Source organism: Mesorhizobium sp. PL10, assembly GCF_053714315.1.
The window spans coordinates 1-18299 of sequence record NZ_JBSKBR010000045.1 but is presented as its reverse complement, the minus strand read 5'-3'; the positions used below and the strand labels follow the sequence as shown (position 1 = coordinate 18299).

Below are 18299 nucleotides of genomic sequence, written 5' to 3'. Positions count from 1 at the left end.
ATCTGTGTCGTAACTTGCGCCAATCCCGCACCTAACCAAAATCCGCTCACCGGACGCTCACCTTTGAGGCAGGGCCTATTTAACTGCAGTACGACATTTGTGCCCGAAGTGCAGCAGTTTGCCGAGAGCATCACTGAGGCGGACGGCGTAGTTCAAAGAGCTCATAGTTCGTTCCATCAACCGGCCCAAGGCAGGTAAAGCCCAGTTTGGTTGTCATTCTCTGAGATCGTATATTCGTCGGGCGTACGAAAGAGAGCAACCGATCGACAGGTTGGGTTGCGAAGGCAAATTCGATCACGGGCTTAAGGCTTTCCGGCGCCTTCCCTTGACCGCACCGGTTTCCGAATAAGGCGCATCCGATTTCGATGTCGTTGTCATCGACGCGGCGCAGCCCGGACCGCCCCGTGAAACGCAAGTCGCCATTGTCTTCTCGTTCGTAGACCATCCAGAATCCGTATCCGTAGGTTTCCCACTCATAAAGATAGAGGGACAGCCGCGCATCAGACTCTTCCCGGGTTGGCAGATTTCCCTGCATCATCCATTCGACTACCAGCGGATCACAGTGCAGCCGATGCAGGGCATCGGCGTCCCAAGGCCGTATCGGACGCATGAATAAACGCTCTGTTTCCAGATTCATGTGAAATTCCGTTCTTCGTTCCATCCATCGCGGTAACGGCGACATGAGTTCGGTCCGCAGCCCGTGGCCTCACACCGAAGTATCTCAAAACTCATGCCAATTTGGCTGATCGGACCGAGAAAATATTGTGATCTCCTTTTTGGCTATTTAGCTTGCGCAAAACAAAAATCGGCTAAACAAGCCTGTGTTGCGAACGCGACAAACCTGACACGAAACTACTGCCAATCCCTCGATTCCGTTCGCATCAGGTCGTGAACCGGCGCAGCACGTTCGCAGTAATCCGCGAGACGGCCTCGTCGACGGGGAGCGCGCTGGGATAAGCGATGGACCCCACGGAGAATACCTGCCCGCGACTTGCCGTCTCGTGGTGGACCATGTCCGCGCCCGTATTGTCGGGGTTTGTGCCCTTGGCAAGGAGCGTGGTCCCCGCTGGCGAGCTCTTAGACATTTCGTCCATCTCGTGACCGGACGCACCCCCCGGTGCCCGTGTGGAAAGGGTGCGCTGGCCGAAGAGGTCGCCGTCGGCCAGCCCGGTGCCCTCAAAGACCCAGTGTGCTGCGTTGTTGACGCGATATGGCGCACCGGTGAGGAAGGCGTCCGGATTCGTCCTGACGCCGAGCAAGCTCTCCTCCCGGATTTGACTGACGCAGAAGAACCGACTCTGTGAGTCTCCAGTCTGGAAGGTCCGGCTATCGCCGTTGCGCACGATCATCGTGCGCTCGTCTGTGAGTTCGACCTCACACTCGACGCCGTTGCCTCCGAGATAGACGAGGCGGCCGCCGCGTTCGGTGACCCAGGCCAGCACCCGGTCGTACATCTTCCTGGACCAGTACTCCGGATGCGTGTTGAGCACGAGAACGCGGTACGCGTCGAGATTGAGAACACCCGTGTGCAGCTGCACGTCGGAATACGTGTCGGCGGCGAAGCCCTCGCGCTCTAGCCAACCCAGCAGCCGCCACTCAGCGGCACCAAGCCCGCTCGAGTCACGTCCCACGATCGGATCGGTGATGTGTGCATCGACAGGCACGGTGTTGGCCGGCTCCGGCCGGTCAAATGAAAGGGGCGGGTAGTCGTCCACAATCCACTCGCGAGCGATCGTCCCGAACGCGATGTCGTCGTAGTCGCTCGTCCGGTCATTCATTGGGTGGTCATTCATTGTGTTGTGGTACCGCACAAGGTCCTGGCGTCGGTTCGTTGAGGGTTTCGCGGGCAGCGCGACGGGGTGCATGTAGTTACTGCGGCCGCCGAAATGATTGTAGGCGTTCCAGGTCAATGACGACGTCAGTACGGCAATCGGAGCTGTGGGGGCGGCGGGCGCAACGATGAGCGGGAACGTTGTGGTCTCGCCTGATCCCGTGTACACATGAAAGAAATACAGGCCTGACTCCGCTGGCGCCTTGGTGCGCATCGGGTCGCGCCAGCCAACGCCGGTTCGCACGTAGTCGCCGTCCGGCACGATATTGCGGGATGAGTCAAGGAAGTGGCGACCGTAGCCGAGATCACGGACGAGTTGCTTCTCCCAACCGTATCGCCACAGTTCGACACGGTATTCGGACTTGGAGTGCACTCGCACCTCGACCTCCTCGCCCGCACGAACCCACTTCGGCCACGCGTAGCCGAGAGCAGTGTCCCGCAGTAGTCGAAGCTGGATCGGACGGTCGGGTGCTACGTCGATCTCGCTGTGTTTACTTCCGAATCCGGGACAACTCAAGTACACCGCGTACCGGCCAGGTGGGACGTCTGCGTAAACGGCGCCCGAAGCGCGCGATCGGGTAGCAATCGATCCGTCGGCGCTGACGAGCTCCACTGCTACATCACTGAGAGCGACGAAGTTCTCGTCGCTCACGTACGCGATTAACATTTTTATCATCCCCTGGGATCCAAGCACGGCCATCACCCGGCTAACCAGCTAGGTGGCTCACTAGAGTTGATATCACATATATAAACTTTTGCAATCACAAATCGCCGCTTTTGTCCAGAGAACATAGACAAACTGCATCACGAGTTATGGGGCGCCGTTCAACGATTATTTCGTCCTCGAATGAGATGATCGGCGTCCTGGCTGAGGACAGGGACCAGACTGACGCGGGTGCGGTGATGTCTGCGCCGGGCTGGTGGTGATAGAAATTGTGGCCAACTGCTTGCTACGCCTGGCCGCGCATAAGATCCGGGAGTTACGCAGTATATGTACTGCGGCGGCGCTGTGATTTGGCTCAAGCCGTCCGTTGAGAAGCTTGATCACAAGCGGCGGCGGACGTTTCGGAGCTCACACCATTCTGTGAGGGTCGCGCCGCAATACCAGTGGATGCCTGGCAAACGCGCCAATGCCAGACACTCAAGGAGCAGTTCGAAGCAATCGCCACCTGAAATTCGGCGTCAGATAACGAAGCGCATTTCGTTCAAACATTTGCAACACAACCGTCTGCCGTTCCCTCCGCTCCGTCCTTCTCGAATTCGGTGGTAGGAATCACGCACGAATATGCGATATACTCGCAACTCCCGGTCACAGAGTGGATTCAACTGCGAGATAACGGTCGAAGACCTGAGCGACTTTTGCCAAGTCGCCCTCAGACATGGCTGTGGAGAGACATATGGTCCCGGCCGCCGGAAAGATGATGCCCTCGCTGGCAAAGAAGCGCCCCATCTCTCTGATCGATGCCGCTTCTGCAGGTTGCGCATATGCCTCACGATAGTCTCGCGGCATTCGACGTTTAGGATGAATCCGAAAGAGTGAAGCCGCGCCAGTGACAACATAAGGAGCTTGGCGCATCTCGATGGCCCCCGCGAGCTCCCCGCGGAGCCAGTCGCCCATGCGTTCGAGCCGCTCGAATGCTGCTTCTGTCATATGCTCCATACTGACCCGGCCCGCAACCATGGAAATCGGATTGGCGGAGAAAGTCCCACCCTGCTGCACCTTGGCCGGGCCGCCTGAGCCATTGAACACTTTCATCACTTGGGCCGATCCGCCCACGGCACCTATAGGAAATCCGCCGCCTATGATTTTGCCTGCGACAAGGAGGTCTGGCTGAATGCCGTAGCGGACGGAAGCGCCCTGATAGCCTTGGCGAAGGTTCAGAACTTCGTCGCTGACGACTAGAATGCCATATTGGCGTGCCGTCGTAACGACAGCCTCGATGAAGTCGGCATCCGGCGCAATCAGGCCGCCTCGGCTTGGCATCGGATCGAGGAGAATGCACGCGAGACGACCCGCCGCGGCCGCGATTTGCTGGCGGGCGCCGTGGGCGTCGTTGAAACGAAGAATAATGACGTCGTCCGCCACTGTCTCGGGCGTACCCGTATATGACGGCAAGGCTGTAGGAGCGCTGGCTAGACCCCATGTGGAGGGGGTACCCACCTGACCAGCCTCAGCCCAGTCATAGGCGCCGTGATAAGCACCTTCTATCTTTGCTATTGCGCGACGCCCGGTGAACGCGCGGGCCGCCTTGATCGCAAACATCACGGCTTCAGTACCGGTGTTGACGAAACGGATATGTTCGATCGCCGGAATACGGCCGACCAACAGCTCTGCAAGGTCAATTTCGTAGGCGGTGGGATTGGCGAAGCAAGTCCCGTCGTGAAGCTGACGCGTGACGGCCTCAACTACGGGCGCAAATCCGTGTCCGTGAATAAGGGTGGTGAAATTGTTGTGTAGGTCCAGGAAACGCTGCCCATCGACATCGACAAGATATGCACCCTCACCCTTCATGACGTATCGCGGCATGGGGTCTCTTTCAACGGTCGCGCGTGTCGTGCCGTCGGGAAACACGTTTCGCGCACGTGAAAATAGCTCATGTGAACGTGTCCCGAGCTGGTTCGTGGCCGGCACAGATTCCTTCCGCATTTTTATTCTCTTACCTCCGAAGGCTCGCGAAGCCACAATTTACATTGATCCATTCAGTCGTCATATCCCGTTGCCGCGGAACTGCCCGACTCACCACAGTTCGACATAGAAATTAGAGCCGGTTCCGAGGAGGGGCTTGTAGGCGGCGCATGCGATGAGCGAGTTAATCATTGCTCCTGAGTCGTCACGCGCTGTTATTGGAAATCATCCAGCGGCCAGATCGGCCGCCGGACTCGTTTATACGGAATGGAAGCATAATTTACGGTGCAGCTTTTGCCGCTGTCGACGAAAACCAGGGCATGGGACAGAGGCTCGAGGTCTGCGCGGAAATGGTTCATTCCCTTGCAAACCACCAGTTTCTCGCTTTCGAAATGCACGCCGAACAACTTAAATTGCTCACGCTCCTCGGTCTGAGTTGCTTGAGAAGTCAACGCTACCTTGATCCCTTGAATCTGGACGAGACAGCTTGCACCTAAGTTTCCGGTAGTATTGCGCAAATACGCACCCCTTCGCAAATAGTTGCCAGGCGTCAGCGCCTTAACACAGCCGCTCACCTCTAAGTCTCGCTCGCACCCCAGAGTGAGCGTAACCTCCCGGTTGAGACCGGCTGCGAAACAAGCATCTACGGCCTCAGGGGCCCATAAGCTGAAGAAAAATGCATCACGGGTACCTCGTTCAAGCATGGCCTTGAGAAGGGAGACATCGTCTCCTGCCGCGCCGCCACCCGGATTATCCGCGTAATCTACCACAATAACCGGCTGTTCGGATCCCATGATGCTTTCAGCGATCTGCAATCCTTCGTCGACGGAGTGAAACGTCACGGTACGTTCGGCGCGCGTTGCCCACATCTCCCGAGCCAATGCATTGCTTTCCTTGTGGTAATCATCCGTTGCGCTGGAGCAGGTGATTGCCACGCTGGGCCCGATGTCGGCAACGTCCCCATACGAGTACCCGGCTTGGATACTGATATGTCGGACGGCCGGATTTTCCATGGTCAAGCGCTCGGCAAGAGCCAGAATCCGGGGCATTGGACCGCCCGCGCTGGTTGTTCTCGCGCTATCAAGGCCGGCCAACAGAGGTGGCTTGACCAGCCTCACCTGCGTGAGCGCCTCTCCCTCGATCATTTCACTTAGCAACTGACACGAAAGCTTCGTGGTTTGGACCTGATCCAAGTGCGGCGTCGTCTTGTAGGCGACAATGGCATTCGCCATGTCGGCCATACGGTGGGAGACGTTCGCATGGGGATCCAAGGTCATCACAACTGGCACATCCCACCCGACCAGCTTCCGGACGCGCCATAGGATTTCCCCTTCACAGTCCTGTATCCTCTCAGAGACCATGGAGCCGTGGAGCATCAGCAGGATTCCATCGACCGAGCGCGGCTCCCGAAGCGGCTCAAGTAGGATATTAGCCAGCTCCTCGAATGTTGACGCCGTCAGCGCACCGCTCGGTCCGGCGTTGGCATGGAGCGGCGTCACAAGTTCCCACCTTTTGGTCTCAGCACATTCGAACAGACCTCCCCAGTCTGTGTCAGTACCGCGGAAGCGGCGACCAATGTCTTCTCCGAACATCAGCCCACCGTCCCGGAACCGCTGCAGACTTGTAAGATGGGGATTGAAGGTGTTGGTCTCTTGCTGCCAAAACGCTGCCATCACACGCATTGCTGTTCCTATTGCCCGTCTCGGATCTCCAAAATATGAGCACAAAGATGTGATGTCAATACTGGATAATTGATATACCATTTTGGAGCGAAAAATTCGCCACTTTCCTAATGATGGCGCAACGTTTAGAACGAACCCAAGGACAAAGCCAAGGGTGGGTTTCTTGAAATCACCAAACTCAGATATGTTGCGAGACCAGGTCTATCAGCGGCTGGGCGAACTGATCCGGAGCGGCCAATTCGCCCCGGGCGAAAAAATCACGATCAGGAATTTGGCCAGGGACTTCGAGATGAGCCCGACGCCGGTGCGCGAGGCCCTCTATCGGCTTATATCCGAGGGTGTGCTGCAGGGTGAGGCAAACCGGTCCGCGCTGATTCCGCTGCTGAGCCGTGAACAAATTTGCGAACTGCGTGACATTCGGCTGCACGTCGAATGCTTCGCCGCGGAGCGGGCGGCGCAAAAAGGCTCGCCCGAGTTAGCCGGCAAACTGCGCGCAATATCCACTAAGCTGAAGAAGGTGCGGGCAGAGCGTGATCGGCGGGCCGACTTGGTCCTTGTGTACAGGTTTCAGTTCGAACTCTATGGCGAGTGCCAAATGCCGAACCTACTCAAGATCATCAATTCCCTTTGGCTCAAGTCTGGACCGTATCTAAACCTTTTGTTTCCCCACTATGTCACTTCGATATCCACGGCCCGAGGAGACTGGAGGGAGAGGATCGCCTTAGGAGTGGAGAATCAGGATGCTGCAATGGTTGCGGAGGAGATAAGGCAGGACATCGACCAGTCGCTGACTTACATCGCTGATATTATTGACGCTGCCGCCATCTTGAGGCCGTTTCGGGGGTGACACCTCACAATGAGGTTGCTTGCCCGTGGCTTTAGCCTGAGCCGTAGTTTCCGATAAGGGAATGGTCGAAGCTCTTTTCGCCCGCGTTCAGTTGATCGACGACCTCTTGTAGGTCTGATAAGTACTCATCTATGACCTCGGCGAAAGCTAGGCTAAGAATTCCCAGATTGATGGCAGGGGGATGTCGCGAAGGAGCTACGGTATACCAACCCCTTGCTGACAAGCCCGCCGCTATGTCGGAGACATCAAGCGCCCTTGAGCCGTAACTCATAACAGTAAGTTCAGGCTTACCGCATATGAACAACCCGTCGATGCCGTGGATGCCCTCGATGAGCCTATCGCGCGCCTGCCAAATCCGCTCGGAAATCCTGCAGTATCCTTCATTACCAAGGAAACGCATTACGGCCCAAGCTGCCGCTATGTTTGCGCCTGAACGTGTTCCTGCGAATGTCGAGGTTACATAACGTCCGCGGGACCAATTGTCGAAGTCGAACACCTGATATTTCCGATCGGCGACGTCCGAGAGGGCGACGATCGAGGCCCCCTTCGGCGCAAACCCGTATTTGTGCAAGTCGGCCGAAATTGACCTCACCCCTTTTACCCGGAAATCCCACAGAGGGATGGCGTGTCCGTTCTGCTCCGCAAAGGGTGATAGGTATCCGCCCACACACGCGTCGGTGTGGAACCAGATATTCCGCGACATGGCGATGGAGGCCAGTTCCTCGATCTGGTCGAACACGCCTATCGTGAATTGCGGCGCCGAACCCGCTGTAAAGATGGTCTGATCGTCAAGCGCAGCCACGAATGCGTCCATGTCGACCTTGAAGTCATCGCGAGGCGCAATCCGCTCGACGTCAATGCTTAGGTACTTGGCCGCCTTGTCGAAGGCAGGGTGCGCGCTGTGAGAGATCACCATCTTGGGCCTTGTCACTTCGGGGCGGTTGCTTGTCGCCCACTCCCTCGCGGTCTTCATTGCAATGAAGATACTTTCGGTCCCCCCAGACGTGATGCTGGCGGTTCCGCCATCGGCATGCATCAGCGACAGTGACCAGTCTGCGACTTCCCTCTCGAAATGTTTGATTGAAGGAAAGGCACCACCGCCCAGCGCATTGGTGGCGTGGAACATCTCAAGTGCACGCTTGCCGATGCGATCAACTTCGTCGTCGGCAAAATGCACGTAGAAGCCCGGCAAGCGACCTCCTCTCCAATCAACGTCACCTCGCCGCGCGTTTTCCATCGCCTCCAAGATGGCTGACTCTTCGAGCCCTTCAGCGGGGAGCCACCGACCGTCATGCATTCTACTCTTCTCCTGTGTGATCTTTCAATATCCCACTCGTATGCCATTTTCAACAATATTATATCACGATTGAGCCACCGGCTGGGGGTGCGGACGCATCGCTGCGTCCGGACTTTGGCGGCGTCGCGGCCTTTGCCCAACAACCACCTCCAGCGAAGGGCCTGCCTCCCGGCGAGCGATTCGCGCGCCGTTCGACCGGGTTAGCCGAAGAATCAGGCGATGCAGGTTTTGTTGACGTACAGGAATGTTGATGATAATATGCCAAATCTTTAATATGGAGATCACATTTGTAATGATCCGCGCGCTGACGGGAGATTTTGACTTGATTGGGGGTACCGTAAGCATAGGCGTTGACGCCGGGGCAGTGTTTGCCGGTATCGATGTTGGGGGCAGCGCGGCACGATCAGTGCGTTCAAGCTGCACACCACCGCCTATGATCCTGCGCAGGGAGTTCTCGTCGCTCTCCTGATGGCGGATCCCGCCGTCCGATTGATATTCAGTCCTTGCCTCTCGTTGTCGCCAGTTTTCACGGCACGACGACTGCCAGGAGTACCGTACTGGAATTCATTTGCCGGGCTGCGGCCGCCTTGCGCAGTATGGCGGCCGATCATCCTTGATGATTGCCGTCCGGCGGGTTCAGACAACAACTATAGATGCAGGCAGCACTAACAAAGAAAGGGACTTTGAACATGACGATGACCCGACGCAGCTTGATCAAATCAGGCATAGTAGCCGGAACGACGTTATCCATGCCGTCGATCCTTCGGGCGCAAACATCATCAGATGACGCTCGGACGGTCCGAATGGTGATGTCAGACCTCACGGTCTACGATCCGATTCTATCGACGGCTGACATCACTAGCATGCATGGCCTAGCGATTTACGACACGCTGTTCGCGCTTGACTCCAAGCTTATGCCGCAGCCGCAAATGGTGGCGAATTGGAAGGTTTCCGAGGACAAGAAGACGTATACTTTTGAGCTCCGGGATGGCCTAAACTTTCACGACGGCGGCTCCGTCACCGCTGCGGATTGTGTGGCCTCGATCCGACGCTGGGGCCAGGTGGACCCTGGTGGAAAACTGATCATGGCCAGGGCCAAGGATATCTCGAAAAAGGATGACAAGACCTTCACAATCGCGCTCAAGGAGCCGCTGGGGATTCTAGTTGATGCGCTGGTGGAGGGGATCTACCTACCTATCATGCGGGAGAAAGACGCAGATCGTCCCGCTACCGAGCAGGTAACCTCGAATATCGGATCCGGGCCGTTCAAGTTCAACGAGGCGCTAGCCAAACCTGGCGCGAGCTTCACCTACGACCGCAATGAAAATTATCTGCCCCGCCAGGAAGCGCCCGACGGATTCGCCGGCGGGAAGATCGTCAAGGCCGATCGAACCGTCTGGCAAGTTATTTCCGATCAACAGACTGCTTTAGCCGCCTTGCAGGCAGGTGAGGTTGATTTCGTCTGGACGCCACCCGCCGATCTTTACCCAGCGATTGAAAGCGATCCGAATCTTGAACTCCATGTTCTACAGAAGCAGGGCACTACAATGTGCGTGCGGATGAATTTCTTACAGCCGCCATTCGACAATGCGAAAGCGCGTCAAGCGATGCTTCACCTGATTGACCAGGAGGCGTTCCTGCGCGTTATGTACCCAGACCCACGATTTACCCAAACCGTGACTTCGATATTTGGAAATAGTCGCATGTATTCCAATGACGAGAATACGGGATGGTACAAGAAGGGTGGCGATCCAGAAAAAGCCAGACAGCTCTTCCAGGAAGCCGGATATGCCGGTGAGAAGATTCTTATATTCCAAACGACGGACTGGCCGGAGGCCAGCAATGCCTCGCAGCTTCTGGCGGACACGCTGCGCAAGATTGGGATCAATGCTGAGCTCGCGCCGATGTCCTGGGGTGAGTTTACCACGCGTCGGCAGAACAAGGGCCCCGTGGAGAATGGTGGCTGGAACATCTTCATCTCTGACTACAGTGGAGCCAATCCGCTCACCACTCCCTTCTTGCTCGCAAATGGCGAACAAGCGTGGTGGGGCTGGCCAAAAAACGACGAATACGAAGCGCTCAGAGCCAAATGGGCTGAGGTCGACACGCTCGAAGCGCGCAAGGCGCTGGCCCGTGAGATGCAAGGGTTATGGTGGGATTTCGTCGGCGGCGTTCTGCTAGGGCGGGTTGTCGCGCCAAATGCGCACCGAAAGGCCCTTACCGGCCTTCTCGAGGTCTCCGGCGGGAAGGGTTTCCCGATGTGGAACATGCAGAAAGCGTCGACCTGATGACCGGTTACATTCTGCGCAGAATGTTCTCGACCATCGCCGTGATGGCGATGGTCGGGATTTTCGTCTTTCTGCTTCTCAGGCTGGCGCCCGGCGACCCGGCGGCTATGATCGCCGGGAAATCGGCCACGGCGGAGGTGATCGCCGGCATCCGCGAAAAGCTGGGGCTGAACGATCCGATACCAGTTCAGTTCATACGTTGGGCGCGCGACATGTTGAGCGGTGATTTCGGCACCTCGATATTTTCTGGGCGGCCAGTGATTGAGCTAATCTCGCAGCGGCTTGAGCCGACCCTTTCCCTATCAATCCTGACGATGATCCTTTCGGTGTTGGCCGGAGTCTCTTTCGGCATTCTCGCGGCGTGGCGAACTGGCGGGCTCGTCGACCGCCTCCTCGCGGTGTTTTCGGCACTTAGTTATTCCGTTCCCGTCTTTGTTATCGGCTATTTCTTCATATACTTTTGCGCCATCAGGACACACTGGCTGCCGGTCCAGGGGTATGCCCCGATCGGTGAGGGTCTCGGGCCTTGGTTTGTGCATCTGAGCCTTCCCACCGTGGCGTTGAGTCTTGGCTTCATTGCATTCATCGCACGGGTCACGCGTGCAAGCATGCTCGAGGTCCTGTCGGAGGACTATATGCGAACGGCCGCCGCCAAGGGCGCATCGTCCTATGCAATGCTTTTTCACCATGCCTTGAAGAATGCCGGCGTGCCGATCCTGACCGTCATCGGCATAAGCTTCGCCTACCTGATTGGCGGAGTGGTCCTCACGGAGACGGTGTTCAACATACCCGGTATCGGTCGTTTGGTCGTCGACGCGATCAATAACCGCGACTATCCCATCATCCAGAGCGTGCTCATCCTGACGTCAGGTATGTACGTCCTTGTCAATCTCATGGTCGATCTCGCCTATACGCTGATCGACCCGCGCATCCGGTACTGATAATGACGAATTTGTCCGCACCAGTTGAATACGTCCCTACTGGCCGCCTGCGAATATCTGACCTTCCCCGTCTGGCAAGGCGTCATCCGTTGGTCCTGGCAGGCGGCGCCCTGTTGGCGATCCTGATCATTCTGGCGCTCGCTGCCCCGTTTTATGCAGACGATCCAGTGAACATGGACCCGTTCAAACGCCTTCGGCCACCCTCCGCCGCGATGTGGTTTGGAAGCGACAATCTGGGTCGGGATGTGTTTGCCCGAACGATTTTCGGCGCGCGGATCTCGCTTATGGTTGGATTGCTGTCGGCGACCTGCGCGGCTCTTGCAGGTCTTTTGATCGGGGTCATCGCCGGCTACAACCGCACGTTCGACAATATTGTCATGCGGGTCATGGACGGCCTGATGTCGATCCCGACGATTCTGCTGGCGATTGCCCTCATTTCTCTGACAGGCCCCGGCATCGGCATCCTCATTGTGGCCATCGCAATTCCCGAGACGCCAGCCGTCGCGCGCCTGGTTCGTTCGGTGGTCTTGGGTGTTCGCGAGCGTCCCTACGTGGAGGCCGCCCTCTGCGGCGGGGCGCGCCTGCCCAAAGTGCTGTGGCGGCATATCCTGCCGAGCACCATTCCTGCGCTGATGGTCCAGAGCGCTACTGTTTGCGCCAGTGCTATCCTGACGGAGGCCGGGCTGAGCTTCCTCGGCGTAGGGGTTCCACCCGAGATTCCGAGCTGGGGCAACATGATTGCCAGTTCGCGCCTTTATCTCGCTATCGCCCCATTGACGATCTTCGCCCCCGGTATCTGCCTTGCCGTCACCGTCCTTGCCGTCAACCTGCTTGGCGATGGCCTGCGCGACCTGTTCGATCCCCGCTCAAAGCGGAGACGCTGACATGCTGATGCGAGAATCCGCAGGCGATGACATCCTGCTTGATGTCCGAGACCTCGAGACGCACTTTTACGGCGAAGACAGCGTCACCCGCGCCCTGGGTGGCATCAGCTTTCAGGTCAAGAAAGGCGAGACGCTCGGTGTCGTCGGTGAATCCGGATGCGGGAAAAGCGTTACCGCTCTCTCCGTCCTTCGTCTACTGCCGAAACTGAGCGCCAGGACCGTCGGCGGCGAGGTCCGCTTTCACGGACGCGACCTCCTTGAGCTGTCTGATCGGGAGATGCGAAAGATCCGCGGCGACCAGATCGCCATGATCTTCCAGGAGCCGATGACGAGCCTGAACCCCGTCTATACGGTCGGCCACCAGATCGCAGAGGCGGTAGAGATCCACACAAAAGCGTCCCGCTCGGTGGCCATGAAAAAGGCTGAAGAGATGCTCCGTTTCGTCCGCATCGCGGATCCCGAGCGTCGCGTCAACAACTATCCCCACGAAATGTCAGGCGGCATGCGCCAGCGCGCCATGATCGCCATGGCCCTTGCCTGCTCACCGGAACTGTTGATTGCCGACGAGCCGACGACTGCGCTTGACGTCACAATCCAGGCGCAGATCCTGCGGCTCATCGTCGATCTGAAAGAGCGCACGGGGACGGCCGTCATGTTCATCACGCATGATCTGGGCGTTGTCGCCGAGACATGCCAACGCGTGATCGTGATGTATGCTGGCCGGATCGTCGAGCAGGCGAACGTGATAGATCTTTTTGCGCGTCCCGCGCACCCCTACACCCAGGGCCTGATGCGATCGGTCCCCGATCCGCGGCGTGGCCGCCAGCGCCGTCTTCCAGAGATTCCCGGCATCGTGCCAAGCCTGCGCGAGCCCATCGTCGGCTGCAGCTTCGCGCCGCGCTGCCCGTTCGCGATCGACATTTGCCGCGACAAGACACCCATCCTGCGTGATGTAGGCTCGAGCCATGCCGCAGCGTGCTGGCGCGCCGAAGAGGTGATGGGCGCATGAGTGGTCCTTTGCTGAAAGTCGAGAACCTGACCAAGCATTATCCGCTCGGTGCGGGGTTCCTGAAGAAGACCATTCCGGTGATCCGGGCGGTAGAGGACGTAACCTTTTCCGTCGAGGCCGGCGAGACGCTTTGCATCGTCGGTGAATCCGGCTGCGGCAAGTCTACCGTCGCGCGGCTCCTGATGCGGCTCGTGGAGCCGACGGGTGGACGCGTGCTGATCGACGGGACCGATATTGCGAGCCTCAAGAAGGACGCGCTTCGCGCCTGGCGCCGTCGAATGCAGATGGTCTTTCAGGATCCTTACTCGTCGCTCAATCCACGCCTCACGGCCGGCCAGATCATCACCGAACCCGTCGAGAACTTCGAGCGCCTCAGCCGGAAGCAACGCAACGCACTCGCCGCGGAGCTTCTGCGAAAAGTCGGAATGTCGCCCGAGATGATGCATAGGCTCCCGTCCGAATTGTCGGGCGGTCAGCGCCAGCGGCTCGGCATTGCACGCGCCCTGTCGCTTAACCCCTCTCTCATCATCGCCGACGAGGCGGTGTCAGCCCTCGACGTCTCCGTGCAGGCGCAGATTCTGAACCTGCTTCTGGATCTCCAGCAGCAGATGGGCCTCGCCTTCGTCTTCATCTCGCATGACCTCGGCGTGGTGGAGCATGTCGCGCATCGCGTTGCCGTCATGTACCTGGGGCGGATCGTGGAACTCGCCCCAAGCGAGGCGCTCTTCGACAAACCGGTCCATCCCTACACCGAGGCGCTGATCGCGGCAGCCCCCATCCCGGATCCGACGCGAGTTCGGCTGGAGGCGCCCGTCGAGGGCGAGGTGCCGAGCCCCATCAACCCGCCGAGCGGGTGCGCGTTCCACCCGCGCTGCCCGCTCGCTGTCGAACGCTGCTGCATCGAAGTGCCACCTTTGGTGCCAATGGCCGACGGTCGGCTCGTCGCCTGTCATGTGCGCGCTCCGGCAACAGAAGCCCCGGAAGGACCGGCTCTGGCGGCCATATCTGGGCCTGTCGCAAATTCCTGTGCTTAGTGGCGTTGATGACGATCAAAGAGGGACGGATTTGTTGCAACCTTTTTGTTACTCGCCTGGCACGGGATCCTTCGACCATTTCGGAGGTTTGCGATGTTTAAATGGCCGAGCGCGGCATTCCGGTCGATCACACGACCATCCACCGCTGGACAGTCCGCTTCGCGCCCTTGTTGCTGGAGCGCTTCAACCGGCGCAAGCGTAGCGTGACCGGCAAATGGCATGTCGACGAGACCATTTACGATCTCAGTGATGGGAAATCGAAAAAGTGGATCGCAGGATCGTGAAAAAATGAGAGCGGGATTTCAACCGTGTCATGAGCGTCGGCTCGACCGTGCGCTTTCGGCGAAGCATATATCCAGCAGTAAATGTACAGCGAAGTGTTCGTGGACTGCGCGATCATGCATTTGTACAATACGTGCGATTTGTTCAAGTAACGCCTTGATAACAGTTGCATAAAAGCAACGTCTAATTAAATAGATCGCCGAAGCTAAGTTTGAAGTTGCAGCTCCCACCGTTGCGGATAGCGTCTTGCTCCGGATGCACCGCGCTTGTGCGTCTCAATCGGTTCTGAGAGCAAGGGCGGCTCGAGCACACGAGATAAGCAACACCGCCGTCCTCTGAACTTTAATGTCTTCAACGCTCTTTCGGCGGCTGCCGAAAAAGAATGCTATTGGGAAATCTCCATATGTCAGGGTCGAGTGATCTTGCAGATGAAAAGCGCCAGGCCGAGCTTTCAAGCTTCGTGTTAAAAGAGGTGCAACGCATTCTAGCCCAATGCGATGGGGCGAGACAGAGTGACAAGGCTGGCGGAGCGCCTCCAAGTACTCCTTCCAACGAATCGACCGCCGTGGCCGCAGAATTTCTTGGCAGGCTCGAGGCCGAAGCCGCGCGACGGCTAAACGCTCAGGCGTGTGAGATCGGTTCGCGACCGCGGCAAGCCGATCATCCGCTCGTGGACCCGATTCTGCACGATTGCCCGAGAGAAGGCGCGCGCATTGCAGAGTGGGCCGGTCCGGTTGCGGGGTCGACGCATCTCGAGCGACGTTTTGGAATACCGCGGTCCACACTTCATTGGTGGCAGCGGCACAATGATGTGGTTGCTTTTCGGAGAGGCTCTCGAAAGCATGTATTCCCCCTAGCTCAGTTCATCGACGGCAGACCTCTGCCCGGAATCAGGCAGGTCCTCTGTTCGATCCCCGATCCCAGATTGGCCTGGCTGTGGCTGACCAGCCCGTCGCCTCTTCTCAATGATCGAGTTCCCATCGAATTGCTCAGAGAAAGCATGAACATCGAAGCTGTCGCGTCGGCTGCTCAGGCAATTTCCCTAATAGGACCGGCCTGATGATGGTCGAACGCCTGCGGTTTTGGGTGAACCCCGACAGTTCCCACCCGAATATGTGCTAATTGTACTATTTGTACAAATGTACATCTGTACGGTTTGTGCAGATAACGCCGCTTGTTTAGTGGCAAAATTGCCACTTATACTTCTGAGCGTGGCCGGCAAAGCAAATTTGAACTTGCACTATTTCGCACAGTGAATAGCGTCGATCCGGGAAGGATGCATTGCGATGCGCATCTTTTTCGATCGTGGGGACAGGGAGCAGTTCGTCCATCGACGGCCTCGCCCCTTTCAAATCTTTGAATGGAGATCAAATATGAACATCAAGAGCCTTCTTCTGGGCTCCGCTGCGGCCCTAGTCGCAGTTTCCGGTGCGCGCGCCGCCGACGCCGTCGTCGTCGCCGAGCCGGAACCCGCTGAATACGTCAAGATCTGCGACGTCTATGGTTCGGGCTACTTCTACATCCCGGGCACCGAGACCTGCCTGCGCATTGGCGGCTATGTCCGTTACGACATCAGCGCCGGCGATGTCGGCAGCTTCGATGGCGCACGTTCGACAGACGTGCTCAACGGCAAGGACCAGGGCACCTGGCACAAGAATGCCCGCTTCGACCTGAAGACCTGGACCGGCCAGGAAACCGAGCTCGGCACGTTGAAGACCTACACCGAAACTCGCTTCAATTTCGGGAACAGTGCTTTCTACGCTGGCAACGACGGTGACCCAGCCCACAACAAGGGTGCTTCGCTGAATAAAGCTTGGATCCAGCTTGGCGGGCTCCGCGTCGGTTTGGATGATTCGGCCTTCGATACGTTCATCGGCTATGCCGGCAACGTCATCAATGACACCATCGTTCCCTACGGCGATTTCTCCACCAACCTCATCCAGTACAACTTCGATGCCGGCAATGGTTTCTCGGCCATGATCTCGCTTGAAGAAGGTTCCGTGGACACCAACAATGTTTTCTACGTGGGCACGATCGACAGCTATGTTCCGCATGTCGTCGGCGGTGTGAAGTACACGCAGGGTTGGGGCGCTATCACCGGCGTCGTGGCCTATGACAGCAACTACGAAGAATGGGCGGGCAAAGTTCGTGCTGACTTCAACGTGACCAGCGAACTGTCACTGTTCGCCATGTTCGGCTATGGAACTGACAACAATTCGCTCGACTTCGCCAACGGTCGCGACTTCTACAAGCAGTGGGGCGGTCACTGGGCTTGGTGGGCCGGCGGCACCTACAAGTTCAACCCGAAGACCTCCTTCAACCTTCAGGTTTCAGGTGATCAGGACAAGAACTATGGCGTGGCGGCTAATGTCGCCTACGACATCGTCTCCGGCCTCACGGTTACGGCGGAGGTTGACTACGATCACTTTGGCCACTTCAACGACGGCACTCCCTTCGGCAACTGGACTGCTGCCGACAAGAAGAACAACGTCGGCGGCTTCCTCCGCTTCCAGCGCTCGTTCTGAGGATTGAAGAGCCGGGTCCCGGCGCTCGCAGCGACAACTACGAGCGCCACTACCTGAGACCAAACTGGTTCGTGAAGGGACCGCAAGGTTGTCGGCGGTTGCTTGATCATTGACCTCCAAACCGAGCACTCGTCGATGCGAAGGGCGCCCTGTTCCCGGGCGCCCTTTTTTAGGCGTACCGATCCAAGGGTTCGCGCAAGCGAGATGGAACGCCGCCTACCACGCCACGACTGTGAGGCAGACCGGTCTCGTCTGCGACGGGCTGTCATTCCGCCAGCTGGAACCGACCTCAGATTGCGCTGACGTGTCGGTATCGCCAAAATCCGCGCACGATTTCCTTGAATAGCCCGGTATCAGAGCCGTTTCGGCATCCAGGCTATGCATTGTTCGAGGCGTTCCAACCCAGCCTTTTGCCTTCGAAGCTCATGACCAACATTAAGCAAATTGGATTTGCTTTTGGACGCAGCCGCGTTGATCAATTCGGATTCAAGCAGGGCTATCCGATCTCGCATCTGCTGAGCTTCCGTCAATCGTATTTCTCTGATCCAGCCTAGGCCGCGCATATTCAACGATCACCATCCACGCAGCATGGAGTAGCCTCTGAAAACTAACACCGGCAGATTCGAAAAACTCGCATTTTAACCGTTGCTAAAATTCGCCGCGCTGTCCTACGTTTGCACGCTCTCCCGACCTCAGACGAGGGCACCCCCGTTAGTCGCCCTTCTAGTTTCGGAATAATCTTAATTGACTTCGTAACGGCTCTTTCAGAGCCTCTATCTAAAGAAACAGTGCCAATCTTCAAAGAAAAAATATGACGCCTCGCACCAAGCGTATTCTGGGCAAATCAATAGTCGTGACGATAATTGCAATCGTCGCGACCTTTGCTCTGTCGCTCACGGCCAGAATCGCCTTGCATATGCCGATCGATTGGTTGAGTTGGATGGAATGCACCCTCATTCCCATCCTGATTGGAATGCCCGTCGGGGCCTACAGGGGAGCATGAGGATTTGTGGGGCGGAATGGAACGGAGTATGCCGTCGTCATTGAACTTCG

Annotated in this window: 14 protein-coding genes and 1 pseudogene; 9 read left to right on the top strand and 6 right to left on the bottom strand. The window is 57.6% G+C overall.

Going from position 1 to position 18299, the window contains the following annotated elements; translation table 11 throughout:
- Positions 1 to 130: 130 nt before the first annotated feature.
- The 4 genes from ACWGTO_RS30905 to ACWGTO_RS30890 all read right to left on the bottom strand — a co-directional run bounded on the left by ACWGTO_RS30905 (position 131) and on the right by ACWGTO_RS30890 (position 6139).
- Positions 131 to 637, bottom strand: a complete 507-nt coding sequence (locus tag ACWGTO_RS30905; RefSeq protein WP_454578540.1) for a GNAT family N-acetyltransferase — start codon at positions 635 to 637, stop codon at positions 131 to 133.
- Between the two features lie 244 nt (positions 638 to 881).
- The gene (locus tag ACWGTO_RS30900) at positions 882 to 2498 is read right to left on the bottom strand and encodes a N,N-dimethylformamidase beta subunit family domain-containing protein (protein WP_454578539.1); all 1617 of its coding nucleotides are present in this window, start codon (positions 2496 to 2498) and stop codon (positions 882 to 884) included.
- 642 nt (positions 2499 to 3140) lie between these two features.
- Complete coding sequence (locus ACWGTO_RS30895) at positions 3141 to 4478, bottom strand: aspartate aminotransferase family protein (protein ID WP_454578538.1); 1338 nt, start codon at positions 4476 to 4478, stop codon at positions 3141 to 3143.
- A gap of 194 nt (positions 4479 to 4672) precedes the next feature.
- The gene (locus ACWGTO_RS30890; protein WP_454578537.1) at positions 4673 to 6139 is read right to left on the bottom strand and encodes a M81 family metallopeptidase; all 1467 of its coding nucleotides are present in this window, start codon (positions 6137 to 6139) and stop codon (positions 4673 to 4675) included.
- 154 nt (positions 6140 to 6293) lie between these two features.
- Between ACWGTO_RS30890 and ACWGTO_RS30885 the strand changes: the two genes are divergently transcribed.
- Positions 6294 to 6986: a GntR family transcriptional regulator gene (locus ACWGTO_RS30885; RefSeq protein ID WP_454578536.1), complete on the top strand. Its 693-nt coding sequence runs from the start codon at positions 6294 to 6296 to the stop codon at positions 6984 to 6986.
- A gap of 31 nt (positions 6987 to 7017) precedes the next feature.
- Here the strand turns inward: ACWGTO_RS30885 and ACWGTO_RS30880 are convergent, their stop codons facing one another.
- Complete coding sequence (locus ACWGTO_RS30880) at positions 7018 to 8178, bottom strand: aminotransferase class V-fold PLP-dependent enzyme (protein ID WP_454578535.1); 1161 nt, start codon at positions 8176 to 8178, stop codon at positions 7018 to 7020.
- A gap of 712 nt (positions 8179 to 8890) precedes the next feature.
- The gene (locus ACWGTO_RS30875; protein WP_454578543.1) at positions 8891 to 9034 is read right to left on the bottom strand and encodes a hypothetical protein; all 144 of its coding nucleotides are present in this window, start codon (positions 9032 to 9034) and stop codon (positions 8891 to 8893) included.
- Between ACWGTO_RS30875 and ACWGTO_RS30870 the strand changes: the two genes are divergently transcribed.
- The 8 genes and pseudogenes from ACWGTO_RS30870 (at position 8973) to ACWGTO_RS30835 (ending at position 17246) form a co-directional block, all read left to right on the top strand.
- A complete protein-coding gene (locus ACWGTO_RS30870; RefSeq protein WP_454578534.1) occupies positions 8973 to 10571 on the top strand; it encodes an ABC transporter substrate-binding protein in 1599 nt (532 codons plus the stop codon). The two genes, ACWGTO_RS30875 and ACWGTO_RS30870, sit on opposite strands and share 62 nt — an antisense overlap.
- The gene (locus ACWGTO_RS30865) at positions 10571 to 11512 is read left to right on the top strand and encodes an ABC transporter permease (protein WP_454578542.1); all 942 of its coding nucleotides are present in this window, start codon (positions 10571 to 10573) and stop codon (positions 11510 to 11512) included. Before ACWGTO_RS30870 ends, ACWGTO_RS30865 begins: the two co-directional genes overlap by 1 nt.
- Before the next feature lie 2 nt (positions 11513 to 11514).
- Positions 11515 to 12396 (top strand): ABC transporter permease, encoded by an 882-nt coding sequence (locus tag ACWGTO_RS30860; protein ID WP_454578533.1) that lies wholly within the window; start codon positions 11515 to 11517, stop codon positions 12394 to 12396.
- A gap of 1 nt (position 12397) precedes the next feature.
- On the top strand, positions 12398 to 13405 hold the full coding sequence (locus ACWGTO_RS30855; protein ID WP_454578532.1) for an ABC transporter ATP-binding protein: 1008 nt from the start codon (positions 12398 to 12400) through the stop codon (positions 13403 to 13405).
- The gene (locus ACWGTO_RS30850; RefSeq protein ID WP_454578541.1) at positions 13402 to 14439 is read left to right on the top strand and encodes an ABC transporter ATP-binding protein; all 1038 of its coding nucleotides are present in this window, start codon (positions 13402 to 13404) and stop codon (positions 14437 to 14439) included. Before ACWGTO_RS30855 ends, ACWGTO_RS30850 begins: the two co-directional genes overlap by 4 nt.
- 101 nt (positions 14440 to 14540) lie before the next feature.
- A pseudogene (locus tag ACWGTO_RS30845) lies at positions 14541 to 14672 on the top strand (IS6 family transposase); the annotation flags it as partial.
- A gap of 431 nt (positions 14673 to 15103) precedes the next feature.
- Positions 15104 to 15781: an antitoxin Xre/MbcA/ParS-like domain-containing protein gene (locus ACWGTO_RS30840; protein ID WP_454578531.1), complete on the top strand. Its 678-nt coding sequence runs from the start codon at positions 15104 to 15106 to the stop codon at positions 15779 to 15781.
- Between the two features lie 313 nt (positions 15782 to 16094).
- Positions 16095 to 17246, top strand: a complete 1152-nt coding sequence (locus tag ACWGTO_RS30835) for a porin (protein ID WP_454578530.1) — start codon at positions 16095 to 16097, stop codon at positions 17244 to 17246.
- The last annotated feature ends 1053 nt before the right edge of the window (positions 17247 to 18299 follow it).

Bases quoted from the DNA above. Each gene is read 5' to 3' on its own strand.
- ACWGTO_RS30850 (WP_454578541.1), top strand. From the start codon at position 13,402: ATGAGTGGTCCTTTGCTGAAAGTCGAGAACCTGACCAAGCATTATCCG.
- ACWGTO_RS30890 (WP_454578537.1), bottom strand. From the start codon at position 6,139: ATGCGTGTGATGGCAGCGTTTTGGCAGCAAGAGACCAACACCTTCAAT.
- ACWGTO_RS30870 (WP_454578534.1), top strand. From the start codon at position 8,973: ATGACGATGACCCGACGCAGCTTGATCAAATCAGGCATAGTAGCCGGA.
- ACWGTO_RS30860 (WP_454578533.1), top strand. From the start codon at position 11,515: ATGACGAATTTGTCCGCACCAGTTGAATACGTCCCTACTGGCCGCCTG.
- ACWGTO_RS30855 (WP_454578532.1), top strand. From the start codon at position 12,398: ATGCTGATGCGAGAATCCGCAGGCGATGACATCCTGCTTGATGTCCGA.
- ACWGTO_RS30875 (WP_454578543.1), bottom strand. From the start codon at position 9,034: ATGGATAACGTCGTTCCGGCTACTATGCCTGATTTGATCAAGCTGCGT.
- ACWGTO_RS30900 (WP_454578539.1), bottom strand. From the start codon at position 2,498: ATGTTAATCGCGTACGTGAGCGACGAGAACTTCGTCGCTCTCAGTGAT.
- ACWGTO_RS30895 (WP_454578538.1), bottom strand. From the start codon at position 4,478: ATGCGGAAGGAATCTGTGCCGGCCACGAACCAGCTCGGGACACGTTCA.
- ACWGTO_RS30840 (WP_454578531.1), top strand. From the start codon at position 15,104: ATGCTATTGGGAAATCTCCATATGTCAGGGTCGAGTGATCTTGCAGAT.
- ACWGTO_RS30865 (WP_454578542.1), top strand. From the start codon at position 10,571: ATGACCGGTTACATTCTGCGCAGAATGTTCTCGACCATCGCCGTGATG.
- ACWGTO_RS30835 (WP_454578530.1), top strand. From the start codon at position 16,095: ATGAACATCAAGAGCCTTCTTCTGGGCTCCGCTGCGGCCCTAGTCGCA.
- ACWGTO_RS30905 (WP_454578540.1), bottom strand. From the start codon at position 637: ATGAATCTGGAAACAGAGCGTTTATTCATGCGTCCGATACGGCCTTGG.